Genomic DNA, 16,074 nt, shown 5'->3' with positions numbered 1-16,074 from the left:
ACCGCTCCGGGTGGCGCGAGCCGCCCGGAGCGTTACGTTTTTTGCCAAGCGACTTTTATAAAGTGAGCAGAGAGATGAGCAAACAGATTCTGGTTCTCCCCGGCGACGGTATCGGCCCGGAAATCATGGCCGAAGCGGTCAAGGTGCTGGAGCTGGCCAACGACAAGTTCGCCCTGGGCTTCGAGCTGACCGAAGACGTGATCGGCGGCGCCGCCATCGACAAGCACGGCGTACCGTTGGCCGACGAGACCCTGGAGCGTGCGCGCAACTCTGACGCCGTCCTGCTGGGCGCCGTGGGCGGCCCGAAATGGGACAAGATCGAGCGTGACATCCGCCCCGAGCGCGGCCTGCTGAAGATCCGTTCGCAACTGGGCCTGTTCGGCAACCTGCGCCCGGCCATCCTCTACCCGCAACTGGCCGATGCTTCCAGCCTGAAGCCCGAAGTGGTCGCCGGCCTGGACATCCTTATCGTCCGCGAGCTGACCGGCGGCATCTACTTCGGCCAACCGCGCGAGCAGCGCGTGTTGGAGAACGGCGAGCGCCAGGCGTACGACACCCTGCCGTACAGCGAAAGCGAGATCCGCCGTATCGCCCGCGTCGGCTTCGACATGGCCCGCGTGCGCAACAAGAAGCTGTGCTCGGTGGACAAGGCCAACGTCCTGGCTTCCAGCCAGCTGTGGCGCGAAGTGGTCGAGGAAGTCGCCAAGGACTACCCGGACATCGAGCTGTCGCACATGTACGTCGACAACGCTGCGATGCAACTGGTCCGTGCGCCCAAGCAGTTCGACGTGATGGTGACCGACAACATGTTCGGCGACATCCTGTCGGATGAGGCTTCCATGCTCACCGGCTCCATCGGCATGCTGCCTTCTGCCTCGCTGGATTCGAACAACAAGGGCATGTACGAGCCTTGCCACGGTTCCGCGCCGGACATCGCCGGCAAGGGCATCGCCAACCCGCTGGCGACCATCCTCTCGGTCTCGATGATGCTGCGTTACACCTTCAACGAAGGCGCCGCCGCCGACGCTATCGAGAAGGCCGTGAGCCTGGTCCTGGACCAGGGCCTGCGTACCGGTGACATCTGGTCCGAAGGCTGCACCAAGGTCGGTACCCGCGAAATGGGCGATGCGGTAGTCGCGGCTCTGCGGAATCTGTAATCTGTCCGGCTCGCTCGTTCCCGCGCGCTCGTAGGAAAGCGGGAACGACGGCCCTCTAAATATTTGAAGGTGTAGTAGCGATGAAGCGTGTAGGTCTGATCGGTTGGCGTGGCATGGTGGGTTCGGTGCTCATGCAGCGGATGCTGGAAGAGCGGGACTTCGACCTGATCGAGCCGGTGTTCTTCACCACCTCCAACGTGGGTGGCGAAGGCCCGTCCATTGGCAAGGACATTGCCCCCCTCAAGGACGCCTACAGCATCGAGGAACTGAAAACCCTCGACGTCATCCTGACCTGCCAGGGCGGCGACTACACCAGCGAAGTCTTCCCCAAGCTGCGCGAAGCCGGCTGGCAGGGCTACTGGATCGACGCCGCTTCCAGCCTGCGCATGCAGGATGACGCGGTCATCGTCCTCGACCCGGTTAACCGCAAGGTCATCGACAACTCGCTGGACGCCGGCACCAAGAACTACATCGGCGGCAACTGCACCGTCAGCCTGATGCTGATGGCCCTGGGCGGCCTGTTCGAAGCCGGTCTGGTCGAGTGGATGAGCGCCATGACCTACCAGGCGGCCTCCGGCGCCGGCGCGCAGAACATGCGCGAGCTGATCAAGCAGATGGGCGCCATCAACGCCTCCGTCGCCGATGACCTGGCCAACCCGTCCAGCGCCATCCTCGACATCGACCGCAAGGTCGCCGAGGCCATCCGCAGCGACTCCATGCCGACCGAGAACTTCGGCGCTCCGCTGGCCGGCAGCCTGATCCCGTGGATCGACAAGGAACTGCCCAACGGCCAGAGCCGCGAAGAGTGGAAAGGCCAGGCGGAAACCAACAAGATCCTCGGTCGCTTCAAGAACCCGATCCCGGTCGACGGCATCTGCGTGCGCATCGGCGCCATGCGCTGCCACAGCCAGGCGCTGACCATCAAGCTGAACAAGGATGTGCCCATCGCGGACATCGAAGGCATGATCAGCCAGCACAATCCCTGGGTGAAACTGATCCCCAACCAGCGCGAGATCAGCATGCGCGAACTGACTCCGGCGGCCGTTACCGGCACCCTGAGCGTTCCGGTGGGGCGTCTGCGCAAGCTCAACATGGGCTCGCAGTACATCGGTGCCTTCACCGTCGGCGACCAGCTGCTGTGGGGCGCCGCCGAGCCGCTGCGCCGCATGCTGCGTATCCTGCTCGAGCGTTGATCCGCTCTGCGTGACCTCACGACGCCGGCCCTGTGCCGGCGTTGTGCTTTCCGGAGCACGAGAAGTTCCCCTTGTGTAGGTGAACCGCCGCACAAAAACGCCAGCCCGTGTCACTGCCGGCTCTTTGGCGCCAGTTTCTGTGACGCACCCGCAAAAGCCACCGGGAACCAGTCGCTATCCTCGCAGCCCGTCCATGGGGACAGGTTCTGGTGCGCCTTTTCGCGCCGGCCGACGGCAAGCAAGCAGCGGGGGAGAGGATGGCTCGGTTACACAGATTGTGGTTGGCAACGGCGGTGGCGGCGGCTTTCCTGCCGGGCATGGCGGGCGCCCTTGAGCTGGGCGACATTTCCTCGCGGGCGGCGCTGGGGCAGAACCTCTCGGCCAATATCGATCTGCGCGGCGCGGCTGACATGAGCTCCGAAGACGTCGTGGTGAGCCTGGCCTCGGCCGAGGACTTCGAGCGCCTCGGGGTGGACCGCAACGTGGTTACCAGCGGGCTGAAATTCACCCCTGATATCGGCAGGAACGGCCGTGGCGTCATTCATGTCAGCTCGAACAGGCCGATTCGCGAGCCGTACGTGAACTTTGTCCTGCAGGTCGTGTGGCCGCAGGGGCGCCTGGTGCGCGAATTCACGCTGCTGCTGGACCCGCCGTCCTATGTAGCCAGCCCTGTGACGCCGCCGGCCATTGCGCCGGTTGCTGCCGTCCGCGCGCCGCAAGCGCAACCGCTGGCGCCTTCTGTGGCCAATGCGCCGGCTGACCGCTATCGCATCCAGCGCAACGACGCGCTGTGGGACATCGCCTCGCGCAATCGCCCGTCCGGCAGCGTTTCGGTCATGCAGACCATGGCGGCGATGCAGCGGATGAACCCCGCTGCCTTCGTCGACGGCAACATCAATCGCCTGAAGGTCGGCCAGGTGCTGCGTCTGCCCAGCGAACAGCAGGTTCGCGAGCAGAGCCATGCCCAGGCAGTGGCCCACGTGGAAACCCAGAATTCGCAGTGGAAGGCCAAGCGCAATCCGCAACTGGTGCAGCAGGAGCGCCAGCTGGACGCGACCCACAAGGCGGAAGCTGGCAGCGCGCCGGCGAAAGCCGAAGAGCGCGACAACCTGCGCCTGGTCTCCGGTCAGCCGGGTAAAGATAAAGGCAAGGTAGAGGCCGAGCAGTTGGCCGTTGCCCAGGAAGGCCTGGACAGCGCACGCCGCGAGGGTGAGGAGCTGCGCAGTCGGATTTCCGACCTGGAAAGCCAGACCCAGAAGTTGAACAAGTTGATCGAGCTGAAGGACTCGCAGATCGCCGGCCTGATCGCGCGACTGGCCGAGCAGGATCGCGCCAAGGCCCAGGCCGCCTCGCCAGCGGGCAATCCCCAGGCAGCGGCAGGCGAGGTCGCCCAGGCATCCGCAGGGTTGACCGCTCAGGCCGCCGGGGGCGAGCCGCGCCCCTGAGCTGCGGCGATAGGCGGCGGGGCGCTCGATTGCTTCGCCGCCGGTGGGGGCAGTAAAGTGCTGCGCTACTTTTCCCACCGATTGTGAGACCCCGATGCCTGAAACACTCGACATCGCCGTAGTTGGCGCCACAGGACTCGTTGGCGAGGCTTTGGTCGAACTGCTGGAAGAGCGCGACTTCCCCGTCGCCAACCTGTATCTGCTGGCCAGCGGTGAATCCGCCGGCAAGTCGATAGGCTTCCGTGGGCGCAACATCCGGGTCGGCAAGCTCGATGACTTCGACTTCGCCAAGGTGCGCCTGGCCTTCCTCTCCGTGGGCGCCGAAGCTGCCGCCGACTGCGCCGCCCGCGCCAGCGAGGCTGGCTGCAGCGTGATCGACCTCAGTGGTGCCGCGCTGAACAATGCCGCCGCACTGCTGGCCCAGGCCTGTGTGAATGGCGATGCCATCGAAACCCTGCAGCTCCCCGCCCTGATTGCGGCACCGGCAGCGCCCGCCGCCGAGGTGGCCGAGGTGCTCGCCGCGCTGCGCGGCGTGCTGGAGCTTCGCCAGGTCAATGTGGCTGCCTGCCTGTCCGCCTCTGCGCTGGGGCGCGAGGGGGTACAGGAGCTGGCGCGGCAGACTGCCGAGCTGCTCAATGCGCGCCCGCTGGAGCCGCGCCTGGTGGATCGCCAGTTCGCCTTCAACATGCTCGCGCAGTTGGGTGGTGTCGACGAGCAGGGCCATTCCGCGGTGGAGCGTCGCATCGCAGCGGAGCTCGCAAGGCTGTTCCCCGAGCTGGAGCATGGCCTGAGCGTGACCTGCAGCGTGGCCCCGGTTTTCTTCGGTGATGCCCTGATGCTGACCATCAAGACTGCGGCACCGGTTTCCCTGCCCGACGTCAGCGCAGCTCTCGAGGCGGCTGACGGCATTGAGCTGGTGGAAGACGATTACCCGACTGTCATCGGCGATGCGCAGGGGCAGGATACGGTTTACGTCGGTCGCCTACGGACCGGTCTGACAGATTCGTGCGAACTGAATTTGTGGATTGCGTCAGATAATGTGAGAAAAGGCGCAGCCCTAAATGCTGTGAACTTGGGCGAATTGTTGATAAAACACTATCTGTAAAAGATACTTACCGAATATTTGAAGAAGTATTCTAGCTTGGCAATACTGGCCGGGAACGTCGCTGACAGGGGAAGCACTGCCGTGAAAACGGCCGGTGTAGTGGGCAGCGGCGCCCGATAGACGTTGTTCTAATCCAGAAAAAAGCTATTAAAACAAGGGATTACTATATGGTCCGGCTTCGCAAACTGGTGCAGGCAATCGCAGCTGCTTCGGCACTGACCTCGGGCATGGCGCATGCGCTGGGGTTGGGAGACATCCACCTGCGTTCGGCGCTGAACCAGCCGCTGGATGCCGAAATCGAGCTGGTCGAAGTTCGTGACCTGTCCGCGGCCGAGGTGATCCCGAAGCTGGCTTCGCCGGAAGACTTCAACAAGGCCGGCGTCGACCGTCAGTACTTCCTGACCGGACTGAAGTTCACCCCCATCGTCAAGCCCAACGGCAAGAGTGTCATTCGCGTGACCTCCGACCGGCCGGTGCAGGAACCCTACCTGAACTTCCTCGTGGAAGTGCTCTGGCCCAATGGTCGACTGCTGCGCGAATACACCGTGCTGCTGGACCCGCCGCTGTATTCTCCGCAGACCGCCGCCGCCGTGCCGCGCGCGCCGATGGCCGTCCCCGCACCGGTGGTGCGCCCGTCCGCCACTGCGGCACCGCGTCCGGCTGCTGCAGCAGCTCCGCGCCCCGCTGCGGCACCCGCGCCGTCGCGCCGCCTGGAAGGCAACGAATACCGCACCGGAAAGAATGACACCCTCTGGGAAATCGCCGCCCGTGCGCGCCCGGATGGCAGTGTCTCCGTCCAGCAGACCATGCTGGCGATCCAGGACCTCAACCCCGACGCCTTCCTGGGCGGCAACATCAACCGCCTGAAGAGTGGCCAGGTGCTGCGTCTGCCTGACGCCGAGCAGATCAAGTCGCGCACCCAGCCGACTGCCGAAACTGAAGTAAAACAGCAATACACCGCCTGGCGTGAAGGCCGCAGCCTGCCCACCGGCGGCGCTCGCCAGCTGGACGCCACTCCCCGCGCCAACGCCGGTAACGCTCCGGCCCAGGCCGAGACCAAGGACAGCCTGCGCCTGCTCTCCGGTGAGAACGGCAAGGCCAAGGGTGGCGACAAGGGCAGCAAGGATGGTCAGGCCGTCGCCGACAAGCTGGCCGTCACCAAGGAAAGCCTGGACAGCACCCGTCGCGAGAATGACGAGCTGAGCAGTCGCATGACCGACCTGCAGAGCCAGATGGACAAGCTGCAGAAGCTGATTGCGCTGAAGGATGCGCAACTGGCGAAGCTGCAGAACGAATTGGGCAACGACAAGGCTGCCGCCAACGGCGCCGCTGTCGTGCCGGCTCCGGTGCCGGGCGCCGAACCGGCTGCTCAGCCCGCCACTCCGCCGGCTCCGGCGGTCGCTGAACAACCGGTCGCCCCGGCTCCCGCTGGCGATGCGGGCACCCCGCCGGCCCCGGCCGCCGAAGTGCAGCCGCAACCCGCACCGACGCCCGCTCCGGTCGCCCCTGCACCTGCGCCGGAGGCGCAGAAGCCCAAGCCGGCGCCTGCTCCAGTGGCTGCGCCGGTCGAGCAGGCTCAGGCCAGCATCGTCGACGAGATCCTCGCCAATCCGATTTGGTTGGGTGCCATTGCCGGCAGCGCACTGCTGGCCCTGCTGGTCCTGCTGATGATCATTTCCCGTCGCCGCGCGGCCAAGGAGCAGGAAAGCCTCGCTGCCTACGCCGGTGACGACGAGCCGCACCTGGACGATGACCTGGCCCTCGCCGGCAGCGAGCTGGATACCCTCGACGTGCCGCAGGCCGCCGAAGTTGCTGCCCCGGCGCAAGCTGCGCCCGAGCGCGTTGCCGCGCAGACCAGCGATGCGCTGGGCGAGGCGGATATCTACATCGCCTACGGCCGCTTCAACCAGGCTGCCGAACTGCTGCAGGGCGCCATCTACGACGAGCCGCAGCGTGCCGACCTGCGCCTGAAGCTGATGGAGGTCTATGCCGAGATCGGTGACCGCGAAGGCTTCGCCCGTCAGGAAAACGAGCTGCGCGAGATCGGTGGCGCCGAACCGCAGGTCGAACAACTGAAATCCCGCTACCCGGGCATGGTAACCCTGGCAGCAGTGGGTGGCGGCCTGGCCGCAGCGGCAGCGGCTTCCGACGATGAACTCGACGGATTCAGCCTGGACGACTTCAGCATCGATTCCCCGGCTGCCGCCGCGGAGCCTGCTGCGCAGCCCCATGGCGACCTGGACGATGCCTTCGACCTGGCGCTGGACGACCTTGACCTGGGCGAAGACAAGCCTGCCGCTCCGGCCGCCCAGCAGAACGACGATCTGTCCTTCGGCAGTTTCGACCTGGATGACGACCTGAGCCTGGGCGGTTCGCCGGCCGAGGCGCCGAGCGCCAAGGCCGAGGACGACTTCGCCTTCGACCTGGACCTGCCGGAAGAGTCGGCTGCCAAGGTCGAGGCTCCGTCGCTGGCGGACGATCTGGGCGACTTCTCCCTGGACCTGGACAAGGATCTGGAGAAAGACACCCACGCTACCCTGGCATCGGCGGAAGACGACTTCCTGCTGGGCCTGGACGACGACACCGCTTCGCTGTCCGGCGTGAGCCCCGAGGAGTTCAGCCTGGATATCGACAGCAAGGCGCCGCAGGCCGACGACCTGCCGGACGATTTCGACCTGTCCCTGGCGGACGACGAGCCGGCACCGGCCAAGGCCGACGACAGTTTCGCCGCACAACTGGACGAGGTCAGCGCCGAGCTGGATCGCCTGTCGTCGCACAACGACGAGCCGCAAGCTCCCGTTGCCGCGCCGCTGGTCGAAGACAGCTTCGCCGCCAGCGACCTCGACCTGCCGGGCGAGGATGCCGATGACGAAGACGATTTCGACTTCCTCTCCGGTGCCGACGAAGCGGCCACCAAGCTCGACCTGGCACGTGCCTACATCGACATGGGCGACACCGAAGGCGCCCGCGACATCCTCGATGAAGTCATCACCGAGGGTAACGACAACCAGCAGCAGGAAGCTCGCGAACTGCTCGGGCGTATCGCCTGAGCCGGAAGGCTCCAGATAGATGATTGAAGCAGTACCCTCAGCGGCGGCCGAATCGGCCGCCGTTGGCGTTTCCAGGATTGCCCTGGGCGTCGAATTCAAAGGCTCGCGATATCGCGGTTGGCAGCGCCAGGAAAACGGTGTGCCGACCGTGCAGGGCGCGCTGGAAAAAGCTCTGTCCCGGGTGGCTGATCACCCGGTTTCCCTGATGTGCGCAGGCCGTACCGATGCGCTGGTGCACGCGAGCGGGCAGGTGGTGCATTTCGATACCACCGCCGAGCGCTCGCTCATCGCCTGGGTCATGGGCACCAATGCCAACCTGCCCAACGATATCAGCGTGACCTGGGCCAAGGTGATGCCGGCACATTTCCATGCGCGCTTCACCGCCATGGCGCGGCGCTACCGCTATGTGATCTACAACGACCAGATCCGCCCGGCGCACATGGCCGAGGAGGTCACCTGGAACCACCGTCCGCTGGATGTCTCGCTCATGCGCGAAGCGGCCAAGGCGCTGGTCGGCACCCATGACTTCACCTCGTTCCGCGCGGTGCAGTGTCAGGCCAAGTCGGCGATCAAGACCGTGCATCACCTGGAGGTGATCGAGCACGGGCGCCTCATCGTGCTGGATGTCCGCGCCAACGCCTTCCTGCATCACATGGTGCGTAATTTTGCCGGCATGCTGATGACCATTGGCGCCGGCGAGCGCCCGGTGGAGTGGGCAGCCGAGGCACTGGCTGCGCGCGACCGGCGCGCTAGCGGCATCACCGCGCATCCTTACGGACTGTACCTGGTGAGTGTGGAATACCCGGAAGAGTTCGTGTTGCCCGAGCGCTACCTGGGGCCACATTTCCTTTCAAGTTTGCCGGATGTCGTTGGCTGACGTTGCCTGGGTCATTTGCTACCATCGATCGATCACTTGCCTGAAGGTTGCTGCATCTTGTCTGCCGTTCGCATCAAAATCTGCGGTATTACCCGAGTCGAGGATGCCCTGGCAGCCGCCGAGGCGGGTGCCGACGCCATCGGCCTGGTGTTCTACGCCAGGAGCCCGCGCGCGGTAAGCATCCAGCAGGCCAGGGCAATCGTTGCCGCGTTGCCGCCCTTTGTCAGCACCGTCGGCCTGTTCGTCGACGCCACTCGTTGTGAGCTGGGGGAAATCCTCGATGCGGTGCCGTTGGATGTCCTGCAGTTCCACGGCGACGAAACGCCCGAAGCCTGCTCCGGCTGGCACAAGCGTTACCTCAAGGCCCTGCGCGTGAAGCCGGGTGATGACGTGGCGGCGCAGATCGCGACCTATCCACAGGCCAGTGGTTTCCTCCTCGATACCTACGTGGAGGGCATCCCTGGTGGAACCGGGCAGGCTTTCGACTGGTCCCTGGTGCCGAAGGATGTTCAGCGCCCACTGATCCTGGCAGGTGGCCTGACGGTAGCCAACGTGGCCGAGGCCATCGCCCAGGTACGGCCATACGCCGTGGATGTGAGCGGCGGGGTGGAGGCGAGCAAGGGCATCAAGGATGCGCAGAAGATCCGCGATTTCATCGCCCAGTGTCGGTCGGTGGCTTGACGCGGAATCTTCATGTGACGACGAGCGGCCCGCCGCCGTCCACTACCCAATCGCTGCACGGCAGCGTTGGGACTCGCTGGCGGCTGCCGTCGGCGACCCAGTGGTGTATTCATGGCGACGCCCCGGGCGGCGCCTTTGTTTGCGAGGGGTTCCGGCCTTCAGGTCGGTACCGCGACGATGAATTTGCTCAGGGGCAGGCGTAGTCCATCGCACCGCGCCCCTGCACTGGAGATGTAAGCATGAGCAACTGGCTGGTAGACAAGCTGATCCCTTCCATCATGCGTTCCGAGGCTAAGAAGAGCTCGGTGCCGGAAGGCCTGTGGCACAAGTGCCCGTCCTGCGAAGCGGTGCTGTACCGTCCGGAGCTGGAAAAGACCCTCGATGTCTGCCCCAAATGCGATCACCACATGCGTATCGGCGCGCGTGCGCGCATCGACATCTTCCTCGATGAGGAAGGTCGCGAGGAGCTGGGCGCCGAGCTGGAGCCGGTGGACCGCCTGAAATTCCGCGACAGCAAAAAGTACAAGGACCGCCTGACCGCCGCGCAGAAGGATACCGGCGAGAAGGACGCGCTGATCTCCATGAGCGGCAAGCTGATGGGCATGCCGGTGGTGGTCAGTGCCTTCGAGTTCTCCTTCATGGGTGGCTCCATGGGTTCCGTCGTCGGGGAGCGCTTCGTGCGCGCTGCCAACTACGCACTGGAAAACCGCTGCCCGATGATCTGCTTCTCCGCGTCGGGTGGCGCGCGCATGCAGGAAGCGCTGATCTCCCTGATGCAGATGGCCAAGACCTCCGCTGCGCTGGCCCGCCTGCGCGAAGAGGGCATCCCGTTCATCTCCGTGCTGACCGACCCGGTTTACGGCGGTGTTTCCGCCAGCCTGGCGATGCTCGGCGACGTGATCGTCGGCGAGCCGCGTGCCCTGATCGGCTTTGCCGGCCCGCGCGTGATCGAGCAGACCGTACGCGAGAAGCTGCCCGAAGGCTTCCAGCGCAGCGAGTTCCTGCTGGAGCACGGCGCCATCGACATGATCGTTCACCGTGCCGAGCTGCGTCCGCGCCTGGCCAAGGTGCTCGCCAAGTTCACCCACACTCCAAGTACCGCACTCGCAGGATGACCCAACGTACCCTTGCCGACTGGCTCAGCTACCTCGAACAACTCCACCCCACGGCGATCGACATGGGGCTGGATCGCTCCCGTGAAGTAGCCGGCCGGCTTGGCCTGGGGCGCCCTGCGCCCCGCGTGGTGACCGTCACCGGCACCAACGGCAAGGGTTCCACCTGCGCCTTTCTCGCCGCCATGCTCGGCGAGCAGGGCCAGCGGGTCGGTGTGTACAGCTCGCCACACCTGCTGCGTTACAACGAACGCGTGCTCATCGATGGTGCCGAAGCCAGCGATGAAGCGCTGTGCGAAGCCTTCGCCGCCGTCGAGGCGGCGCGCGGTGAAATCTCCCTGACCTACTTCGAGATGGGCACTCTCGCGGCCTTCTGGCTGTTCGAGCGCGCCAACCTCGATGCCGTGGTCCTGGAAGTTGGCCTGGGCGGCCGCCTGGATGCGGTCAACCTGATCGATTCCGACGTCGCCGTGGTCACCAGCATCGGCATCGACCATGCCGACTGGCTGGGCGACACCCGCGAAAGCGTGGCCTTCGAGAAGGCCGGCATCTTCCGCGCCGGCAAGCCCGCCGTGTGTGGCGACCTGGAGCCACCGGCACCGATCCTGGAGCAGGCTCGCCAGCTGGGCTCGCCGCTGGTCCTTCGTGGTCGCGATTTCGACCTGGCGATGGGTGAGGGCGATTGGCACTGGCGTGGCCGCTCCGCTTCGGGTGAAGCGCTGAGCCTGCACAACCTGCCGCAGCTCGACCTGCCGATGGAGAACGCGGCGCTGGCCCTGCAGGTCTATGCCTTGCTGGACCTGCCGTGGCAGCCCGACTCCCTGGCCGCCGCGCTGCTGCGTACCCGGGTCACCGGGCGCCTGGATCGGCGCACCGTGCAATGGCATGGCGAAGAGCGCCACTTGTTGCTCGACGTCGGGCATAATCCGCACGCCTCGCAATACCTGGCCAGCCGCCTGCGTGCGGCGCCGCCCAAGGGCGTGCGCCACGCGGTATTCGGCCTGCTGGCGGACAAGGATCTCGACGGCGTACTGGAACCCGTGCTCGGCTTGGTGCAGGATTGGGCCGTCGCACCGTTGCCCACCGGTCGCAGCCGTCCGGCGCAGGAGCTGGAGGCAGCACTGCAGGGGCGCGGGGCGCAGGTCAGTTGCCATGGCGATATCGCCGCGGCGCTGGTAGCGCAGTGCGATGCAGCAAGCACCGATGACGAGATTCTGGTGTTTGGTTCGTTCTACAGCGTGGCGGATGCCCTGGAGTGGCTCGCCAAGGCTGCTCAATAAGAGACCAAAGGGGAGTTGTTGCATGGCGTTGCTCGATAAGGGGCTCAAGCAGCGGGTAGTCGGAGCGCTGGTGCTGCTGGCGCTGGCGGTGATCTTCCTGCCGATGCTGTTCTCCCGCGAGGATGAAGTACGCCAGGTCGTGGTCGAGGCGCCGGTAATGCCCAAGCCGCCGGCCATGCCGACGGTCGAGGTGCAGCCCACCGAGGTTCCCGAGCCGCAGGCCGAAGACGCCGACAATGGTGTTCCGCCTGCCGAGACGGCTGCTGCGCCGGCGCCTTCCGCACCAATAGCCAGCTTGCCAGTCCAGCAGTCCCAGCCCGCTCAGCCGAAGGCTCCGGCTCCGCAGCCAGTTGCGCCCAAACCTGCTGCGCCCGCTCAGCAGCCTGCCCAGGCCAGTGCCACTCCGGCCGCGCCGGCGCAACAGCCGGCCCAGCGCCTGGACAGCAACAACCTGCCGGTGAGCTGGTCGGTACAGCTGGCCAGCCTGTCTAACCGCGCCCGCGCCGACGAACTGCAGAAGTCCCTGCGCAGCCAGGGCTATAACGCCTACGTGCGCAGCTTCGATGGTATGAACCGGGTGTTCGTCGGTCCCGTGGTCGAGCGTGCCGAGGCGGACCGCCTGCGCGATCAGCTCGGCAAGCAGCAGAAGCTCAATGGCTTCGTGGTGCGTTTCCAGCCTGAGCGTGGCTGAGTTGGTTCGTTAGCTTCTCTCAATCAGCCCCATGGCAAACTGGGGCTCTTCTAAATCGAAGGCCTCTGCTAAAATGCGGGGCCTTTCCGTTTCTGGGCCGCAACGTGGCATTTACCTGGGTCGATTGGACGATGATCGGCATCATCGTCATTTCCAGCCTGATCAGCTTGAGCCGTGGTTTCGTCAAGGAAGCCCTGTCGCTGGTCACCTGGATCGTAGCCGGTGCGGTCGCCTGGATGTTCGGCGGCGCGCTGGCCGAGCATCTCGCACCCTATATTCAGCTGCCCTCGGGGCGCGTCATCGCTGCTTGCGCTCTTCTTTTCGTCGTCACGCTGTTGCTGGGCGCACTCGTCAATTTTCTCATCAGCGAGCTGGTGCGGGTGACCGGCATGTCCGGCACCGACCGTGTGCTGGGCATGGTCTTCGGTGGCGCCCGTGGCGTCCTGCTGGTTGTTCTGGTCGTCGGCCTGCTGAGTCTTGCGCCGGTGCAACAGGACCCGTGGTGGCAGCAATCGGTGCTGATGCCGCATTTCCTGATGGTCGCCGACTGGTCGAAGAACTTCATCCTGACTTTCGCCGGGCAGTGGATGTCCGGCGTGACCATCACTCCGCCGTCCGGAGTGGGGTCTTTGCTGCCGGCCCAATGACGGGCGGGCAGAGGCGACGGGTAGCCGTCGCCGCCATGGCAGGTCCGGTGGATACTGCCGAATACGGAATTGTTTTAGCCTGAACACCAACTAGGGGTTGCGTCGCATGTGTGGCATCGTCGGTATCGTGGGCAAGTCGAACGTCAATCAGGCGCTGTATGACGCCCTCACCGTTCTCCAGCATCGTGGCCAGGACGCTGCGGGGATCGTCACCTGTCAGGACGACCGTCTGTACCTGCGCAAGGACAACGGCCTGGTCCGTGACGTCTTCCAGCAGCGCCACATGCAGCGCCTGGTCGGCAAGATCGGCATCGGCCACGTGCGCTACCCCACCGCGGGGAGCTCCAGTTCCGCCGAGGCCCAGCCGTTCTACGTCAACTCGCCGTACGGCATCACCCTGGCGCACAACGGCAACCTGACCAACGTCGAGCAGTTGGCCAAGGAAATCTACGAATCCGACCTGCGCCACGTGAACACCAACTCCGACTCGGAAGTGCTGCTCAACGTGTTCGCCCATGAGCTGGCGGTACGCAACAAGCTGCAGCCAACCGAGGAAGACGTCTTCGCTGCCGTTGCCGGCGTGCATGCCCGTTGTGTCGGCGGCTATGCCGTAGTGGCGATGATTACCGGCCACGGCATCGTCGGTTTCCGCGATCCCCATGCCATCCGCCCGATCGTCTTCGGCCAGCGCCACACCGAAAACGGCGTGGAATACATGATTGCGTCGGAAAGCGTGGCGCTGGATGTCCTCGGCTTCACCCTGATCCGCGATCTCGCGCCGGGCGAAGCGGTGTACATCACCGAGGAAGGCAAGCTCTATACCCGCCAGTGCGCGGCCAACCCGCAGTACTCGCCGTGCATCTTCGAGCACGTCTACCTGGCGCGTCCGGACTCCATCATCGACGGCATCTCGGTCTACAAGGCGCGCCTGCGCATGGGCGAGAAGCTGGCCGACAAGATCCTCCGCGAGCGTCCGGACCACGATATCGACGTGGTCATCCCGATCCCGGACACCAGCCGCACCGCCGCGCTGGAGTTGGCCAACCGCCTGGGCGTGAAGTTCCGCGAAGGCTTCGTGAAGAACCGCTACATCGGCCGTACCTTCATCATGCCCGGCCAGGCCGCGCGCAAGAAATCGGTACGCCAGAAGCTCAACGCCATCGAGCTGGAATTCCGCGGCAAGAACGTGATGCTGGTGGACGACTCCATCGTGCGCGGCACCACCTGCAAGCAGATCATCCAGATGGCCCGCGAGGCCGGCGCGAAGAACGTCTACTTCTGCTCCGCCGCTCCCGCCGTACGCTACCCCAACGTCTACGGCATCGACATGCCGAGCGCTCACGAACTGATCGCGCACAACCGCAGCACCGAGGAAGTCGGCGAGCTGATCGGCGCCGATTGGCTGGTGTATCAGGACCTGCCGGACCTGATCGAGTCGACCGAGGGCGGCAAGATCAAGATCGAGCACTTCGACTGCGCCGTGTTCAACGGTGAATACGTCACTGGCGACGTCGACGAAGCCTATCTGAACAAGATCGAGCAGGCGCGCAACGACGTGACCAAGACCAAGGTCGCGGCCGTCAGCGCCATCATCGATCTCTATAACGACTAAGGAGAGCAGGCATGGCTCAGGATTGGGAAGCCGGCCGGCTGGACAGCGATCTCGAGGGCGTCGGTTTCGACACTCTGGCGGTACGTGCTGGCCAACGTCGCACCCCGGAAGGCGAGCATGGCGAAGGCCTGTTCACCACCTCCAGCTACGTGTTTCGCAGCGCCGCCGATGCGGCGGCGCGTTTTGCCGGCGAAGTACCCGGCAACGTCTATTCGCGCTACACCAACCCGACGGTGCGTACCTTCGAGGAGCGCATTGCCGCGCTGGAAGGCGCCGAGCAGGCGGTGGCCACGTCAACTGGGATGTCGGCCATCCTTTCCCTGGTGATGAGCCTGTGCAGCGCCGGCGACCACGTGCTGGTCTCGCGCAGCGTGTTCGGTTCGACCATCAGCCTGTTCGAGAAGTACTTCAAGCGCTTCGGCATCGAGGTCGACTACCCGCCGCTGAGCGATCTGAAAGCCTGGGAAGCGGCCTGCAAGCCGAACACCAAGCTGTTCTTCGTCGAATCTCCGTCCAATCCGCTGGCCGAGCTGGTGGACATCGCGGCGCTGGCCGAGATCGCCCATGCCAAGGGCGCGCTGCTGGCGGTGGACAACTGCTTCTGCACCCCGGCGCTGCAGCAGCCGCTGAAGCTGGGCGCGGATGTGGTGATCCATTCGGCGACCAAGTACATCGACGGCCAGGGCCGCACCATGGGCGGCGTGGTGGCTGGTCGCCGCGCGCAGATGGAGCCCGTCGTCGGTTTCCTGCGCACCGCCGGCCCGACCCTCAGCCCGTTCAACGCCTGGATCTTCATCAAGGGCCTGGAAACACTGCGTGTGCGCATGCAGGCCCACAGTGCCTCGGCCCAGCAAGTCGCCGAATGGCTGGAGCAACAGCCGGGCGTCGAGCGCGTCTACTACTCCGGCCTGCCCAGTCATCCGCAGCATGAGCTGGCCAAGCGTCAGCAGAAGGGCTTCGGCGCGGTGGTGAGCTTCGAGGTGAAAGGTGGCAAGGACGCGGCGTGGCGCTGCATCGACGCTACCCGAATGATCTCCATCACCACCAACCTGGGCGACACCAAGACCACCATCGCCCACCCGGCTACCACCTCCCACGGTCGCCTTTCGCCGGCCGAGCGCGAGAACGCCGGCATCCGCGACAACCTGATCCGCGTTGCCGTTGGCCTGGAGGATGTCGACGACATCAAGGCCGATCTGGCGCGAGGCCTGGCGGCACTGTGAG

At 65.2% G+C, this 16,074-nt stretch carries 13 protein-coding genes; all 13 read left to right on the top strand.

Translation table 11 applies throughout. The features are described from left to right. The first annotated feature begins 74 nt into the window (after positions 1-74). The 13 genes from leuB to G4G71_RS20730 all read left to right on the top strand — a co-directional run bounded on the left by leuB (position 75) and on the right by G4G71_RS20730 (position 16,073). Positions 75-1,157 carry a 3-isopropylmalate dehydrogenase gene (leuB, locus tag G4G71_RS20790; protein ID WP_024766915.1) on the top strand — a complete coding sequence of 361 codons (1,083 nt, stop codon included), beginning with the start codon at positions 75-77 and terminating at the stop codon, positions 1,155-1,157. A gap of 80 nt (positions 1,158-1,237) precedes the next feature. Continuing rightward, on the top strand, positions 1,238-2,350 hold the full coding sequence (asd, locus tag G4G71_RS20785; RefSeq protein WP_169939820.1) for an aspartate-semialdehyde dehydrogenase: 1,113 nt from the start codon (positions 1,238-1,240) through the stop codon (positions 2,348-2,350). Between the two features lie 275 nt (positions 2,351-2,625). Next, positions 2,626-3,795, top strand: coding sequence for a type IV pilus assembly protein FimV (locus G4G71_RS20780; RefSeq protein ID WP_240964822.1), 1,170 nt, complete (start codon positions 2,626-2,628; stop codon positions 3,793-3,795). Positions 3,796-3,889: 94 nt separating this feature from the next. Beyond that, on the top strand, positions 3,890-4,900 hold the full coding sequence (locus G4G71_RS20775; RefSeq protein WP_169939818.1) for an aspartate-semialdehyde dehydrogenase: 1,011 nt from the start codon (positions 3,890-3,892) through the stop codon (positions 4,898-4,900). Positions 4,901-5,067: 167 nt separating this feature from the next. Then, positions 5,068-7,950: a motility hub landmark protein FimV gene (locus G4G71_RS20770; RefSeq protein ID WP_169939816.1), complete on the top strand. Its 2,883-nt coding sequence runs from the start codon at positions 5,068-5,070 to the stop codon at positions 7,948-7,950. Positions 7,951-7,969: 19 nt separating this feature from the next. Beyond that, entirely contained in the window at positions 7,970-8,827 is an 858-nt protein-coding gene (gene truA / locus G4G71_RS20765; protein WP_169939814.1) for a tRNA pseudouridine(38-40) synthase TruA, read from the top strand. A gap of 57 nt (positions 8,828-8,884) precedes the next feature. Continuing rightward, on the top strand, positions 8,885-9,508 hold the full coding sequence (locus tag G4G71_RS20760; RefSeq protein ID WP_169939812.1) for a phosphoribosylanthranilate isomerase: 624 nt from the start codon (positions 8,885-8,887) through the stop codon (positions 9,506-9,508). A gap of 239 nt (positions 9,509-9,747) precedes the next feature. Beyond that, positions 9,748-10,623, top strand: coding sequence for an acetyl-CoA carboxylase, carboxyltransferase subunit beta (accD, locus tag G4G71_RS20755; RefSeq protein WP_054909172.1), 876 nt, complete (start codon positions 9,748-9,750; stop codon positions 10,621-10,623). After that, the gene (gene folC, locus G4G71_RS20750; RefSeq protein WP_169939810.1) at positions 10,620-11,900 is read left to right on the top strand and encodes a bifunctional tetrahydrofolate synthase/dihydrofolate synthase; all 1,281 of its coding nucleotides are present in this window, start codon (positions 10,620-10,622) and stop codon (positions 11,898-11,900) included. Before accD ends, folC begins: the two co-directional genes overlap by 4 nt. 22 nt (positions 11,901-11,922) lie before the next feature. After that, positions 11,923-12,591, top strand: coding sequence for an SPOR domain-containing protein (locus G4G71_RS20745; RefSeq protein ID WP_169939807.1), 669 nt, complete (start codon positions 11,923-11,925; stop codon positions 12,589-12,591). Positions 12,592-12,695: 104 nt separating this feature from the next. Beyond that, entirely contained in the window at positions 12,696-13,238 is a 543-nt protein-coding gene (locus G4G71_RS20740) for a CvpA family protein (protein WP_169939805.1), read from the top strand. A 106-nt stretch (positions 13,239-13,344) separates the two neighbouring features. Beyond that, complete coding sequence (gene purF / locus G4G71_RS20735; protein ID WP_169939803.1) at positions 13,345-14,850, top strand: amidophosphoribosyltransferase; 1,506 nt, start codon at positions 13,345-13,347, stop codon at positions 14,848-14,850. A gap of 11 nt (positions 14,851-14,861) precedes the next feature. Further along, on the top strand, positions 14,862-16,073 hold the full coding sequence (locus G4G71_RS20730; protein WP_054909176.1) for an O-succinylhomoserine sulfhydrylase: 1,212 nt from the start codon (positions 14,862-14,864) through the stop codon (positions 16,071-16,073). The last annotated feature ends 1 nt before the right edge of the window (position 16,074 follow it).

Origin of the sequence: Pseudomonas multiresinivorans, assembly GCF_012971725.1 — a bacterium.
In the GTDB taxonomy this organism is placed as follows: domain Bacteria; phylum Pseudomonadota; class Gammaproteobacteria; order Pseudomonadales; family Pseudomonadaceae; genus Pseudomonas; species Pseudomonas multiresinivorans.
Note: the sequence above shows the minus strand (reverse complement) of the source record. Positions and strands in the feature narration are given on the sequence as shown.

What these genes read in the sequence shown, in the direction of transcription:
- leuB (WP_024766915.1), top strand. Translation starts at nt 75, where the DNA reads ATGAGCAAACAGATTCTGGTTCTCCCCGGCGACGGTATCGGCCCGGAA.
- asd (WP_169939820.1), top strand. Translation starts at nt 1,238, where the DNA reads ATGAAGCGTGTAGGTCTGATCGGTTGGCGTGGCATGGTGGGTTCGGTG.
- G4G71_RS20775 (WP_169939818.1), top strand. Translation starts at nt 3,890, where the DNA reads ATGCCTGAAACACTCGACATCGCCGTAGTTGGCGCCACAGGACTCGTT.
- G4G71_RS20770 (WP_169939816.1), top strand. Translation starts at nt 5,068, where the DNA reads ATGGTCCGGCTTCGCAAACTGGTGCAGGCAATCGCAGCTGCTTCGGCA.
- truA (WP_169939814.1), top strand. Translation starts at nt 7,970, where the DNA reads ATGATTGAAGCAGTACCCTCAGCGGCGGCCGAATCGGCCGCCGTTGGC.
- accD (WP_054909172.1), top strand. Translation starts at nt 9,748, where the DNA reads ATGAGCAACTGGCTGGTAGACAAGCTGATCCCTTCCATCATGCGTTCC.
- folC (WP_169939810.1), top strand. Translation starts at nt 10,620, where the DNA reads ATGACCCAACGTACCCTTGCCGACTGGCTCAGCTACCTCGAACAACTC.
- G4G71_RS20745 (WP_169939807.1), top strand. Translation starts at nt 11,923, where the DNA reads ATGGCGTTGCTCGATAAGGGGCTCAAGCAGCGGGTAGTCGGAGCGCTG.
- purF (WP_169939803.1), top strand. Translation starts at nt 13,345, where the DNA reads ATGTGTGGCATCGTCGGTATCGTGGGCAAGTCGAACGTCAATCAGGCG.
- G4G71_RS20730 (WP_054909176.1), top strand. Translation starts at nt 14,862, where the DNA reads ATGGCTCAGGATTGGGAAGCCGGCCGGCTGGACAGCGATCTCGAGGGC.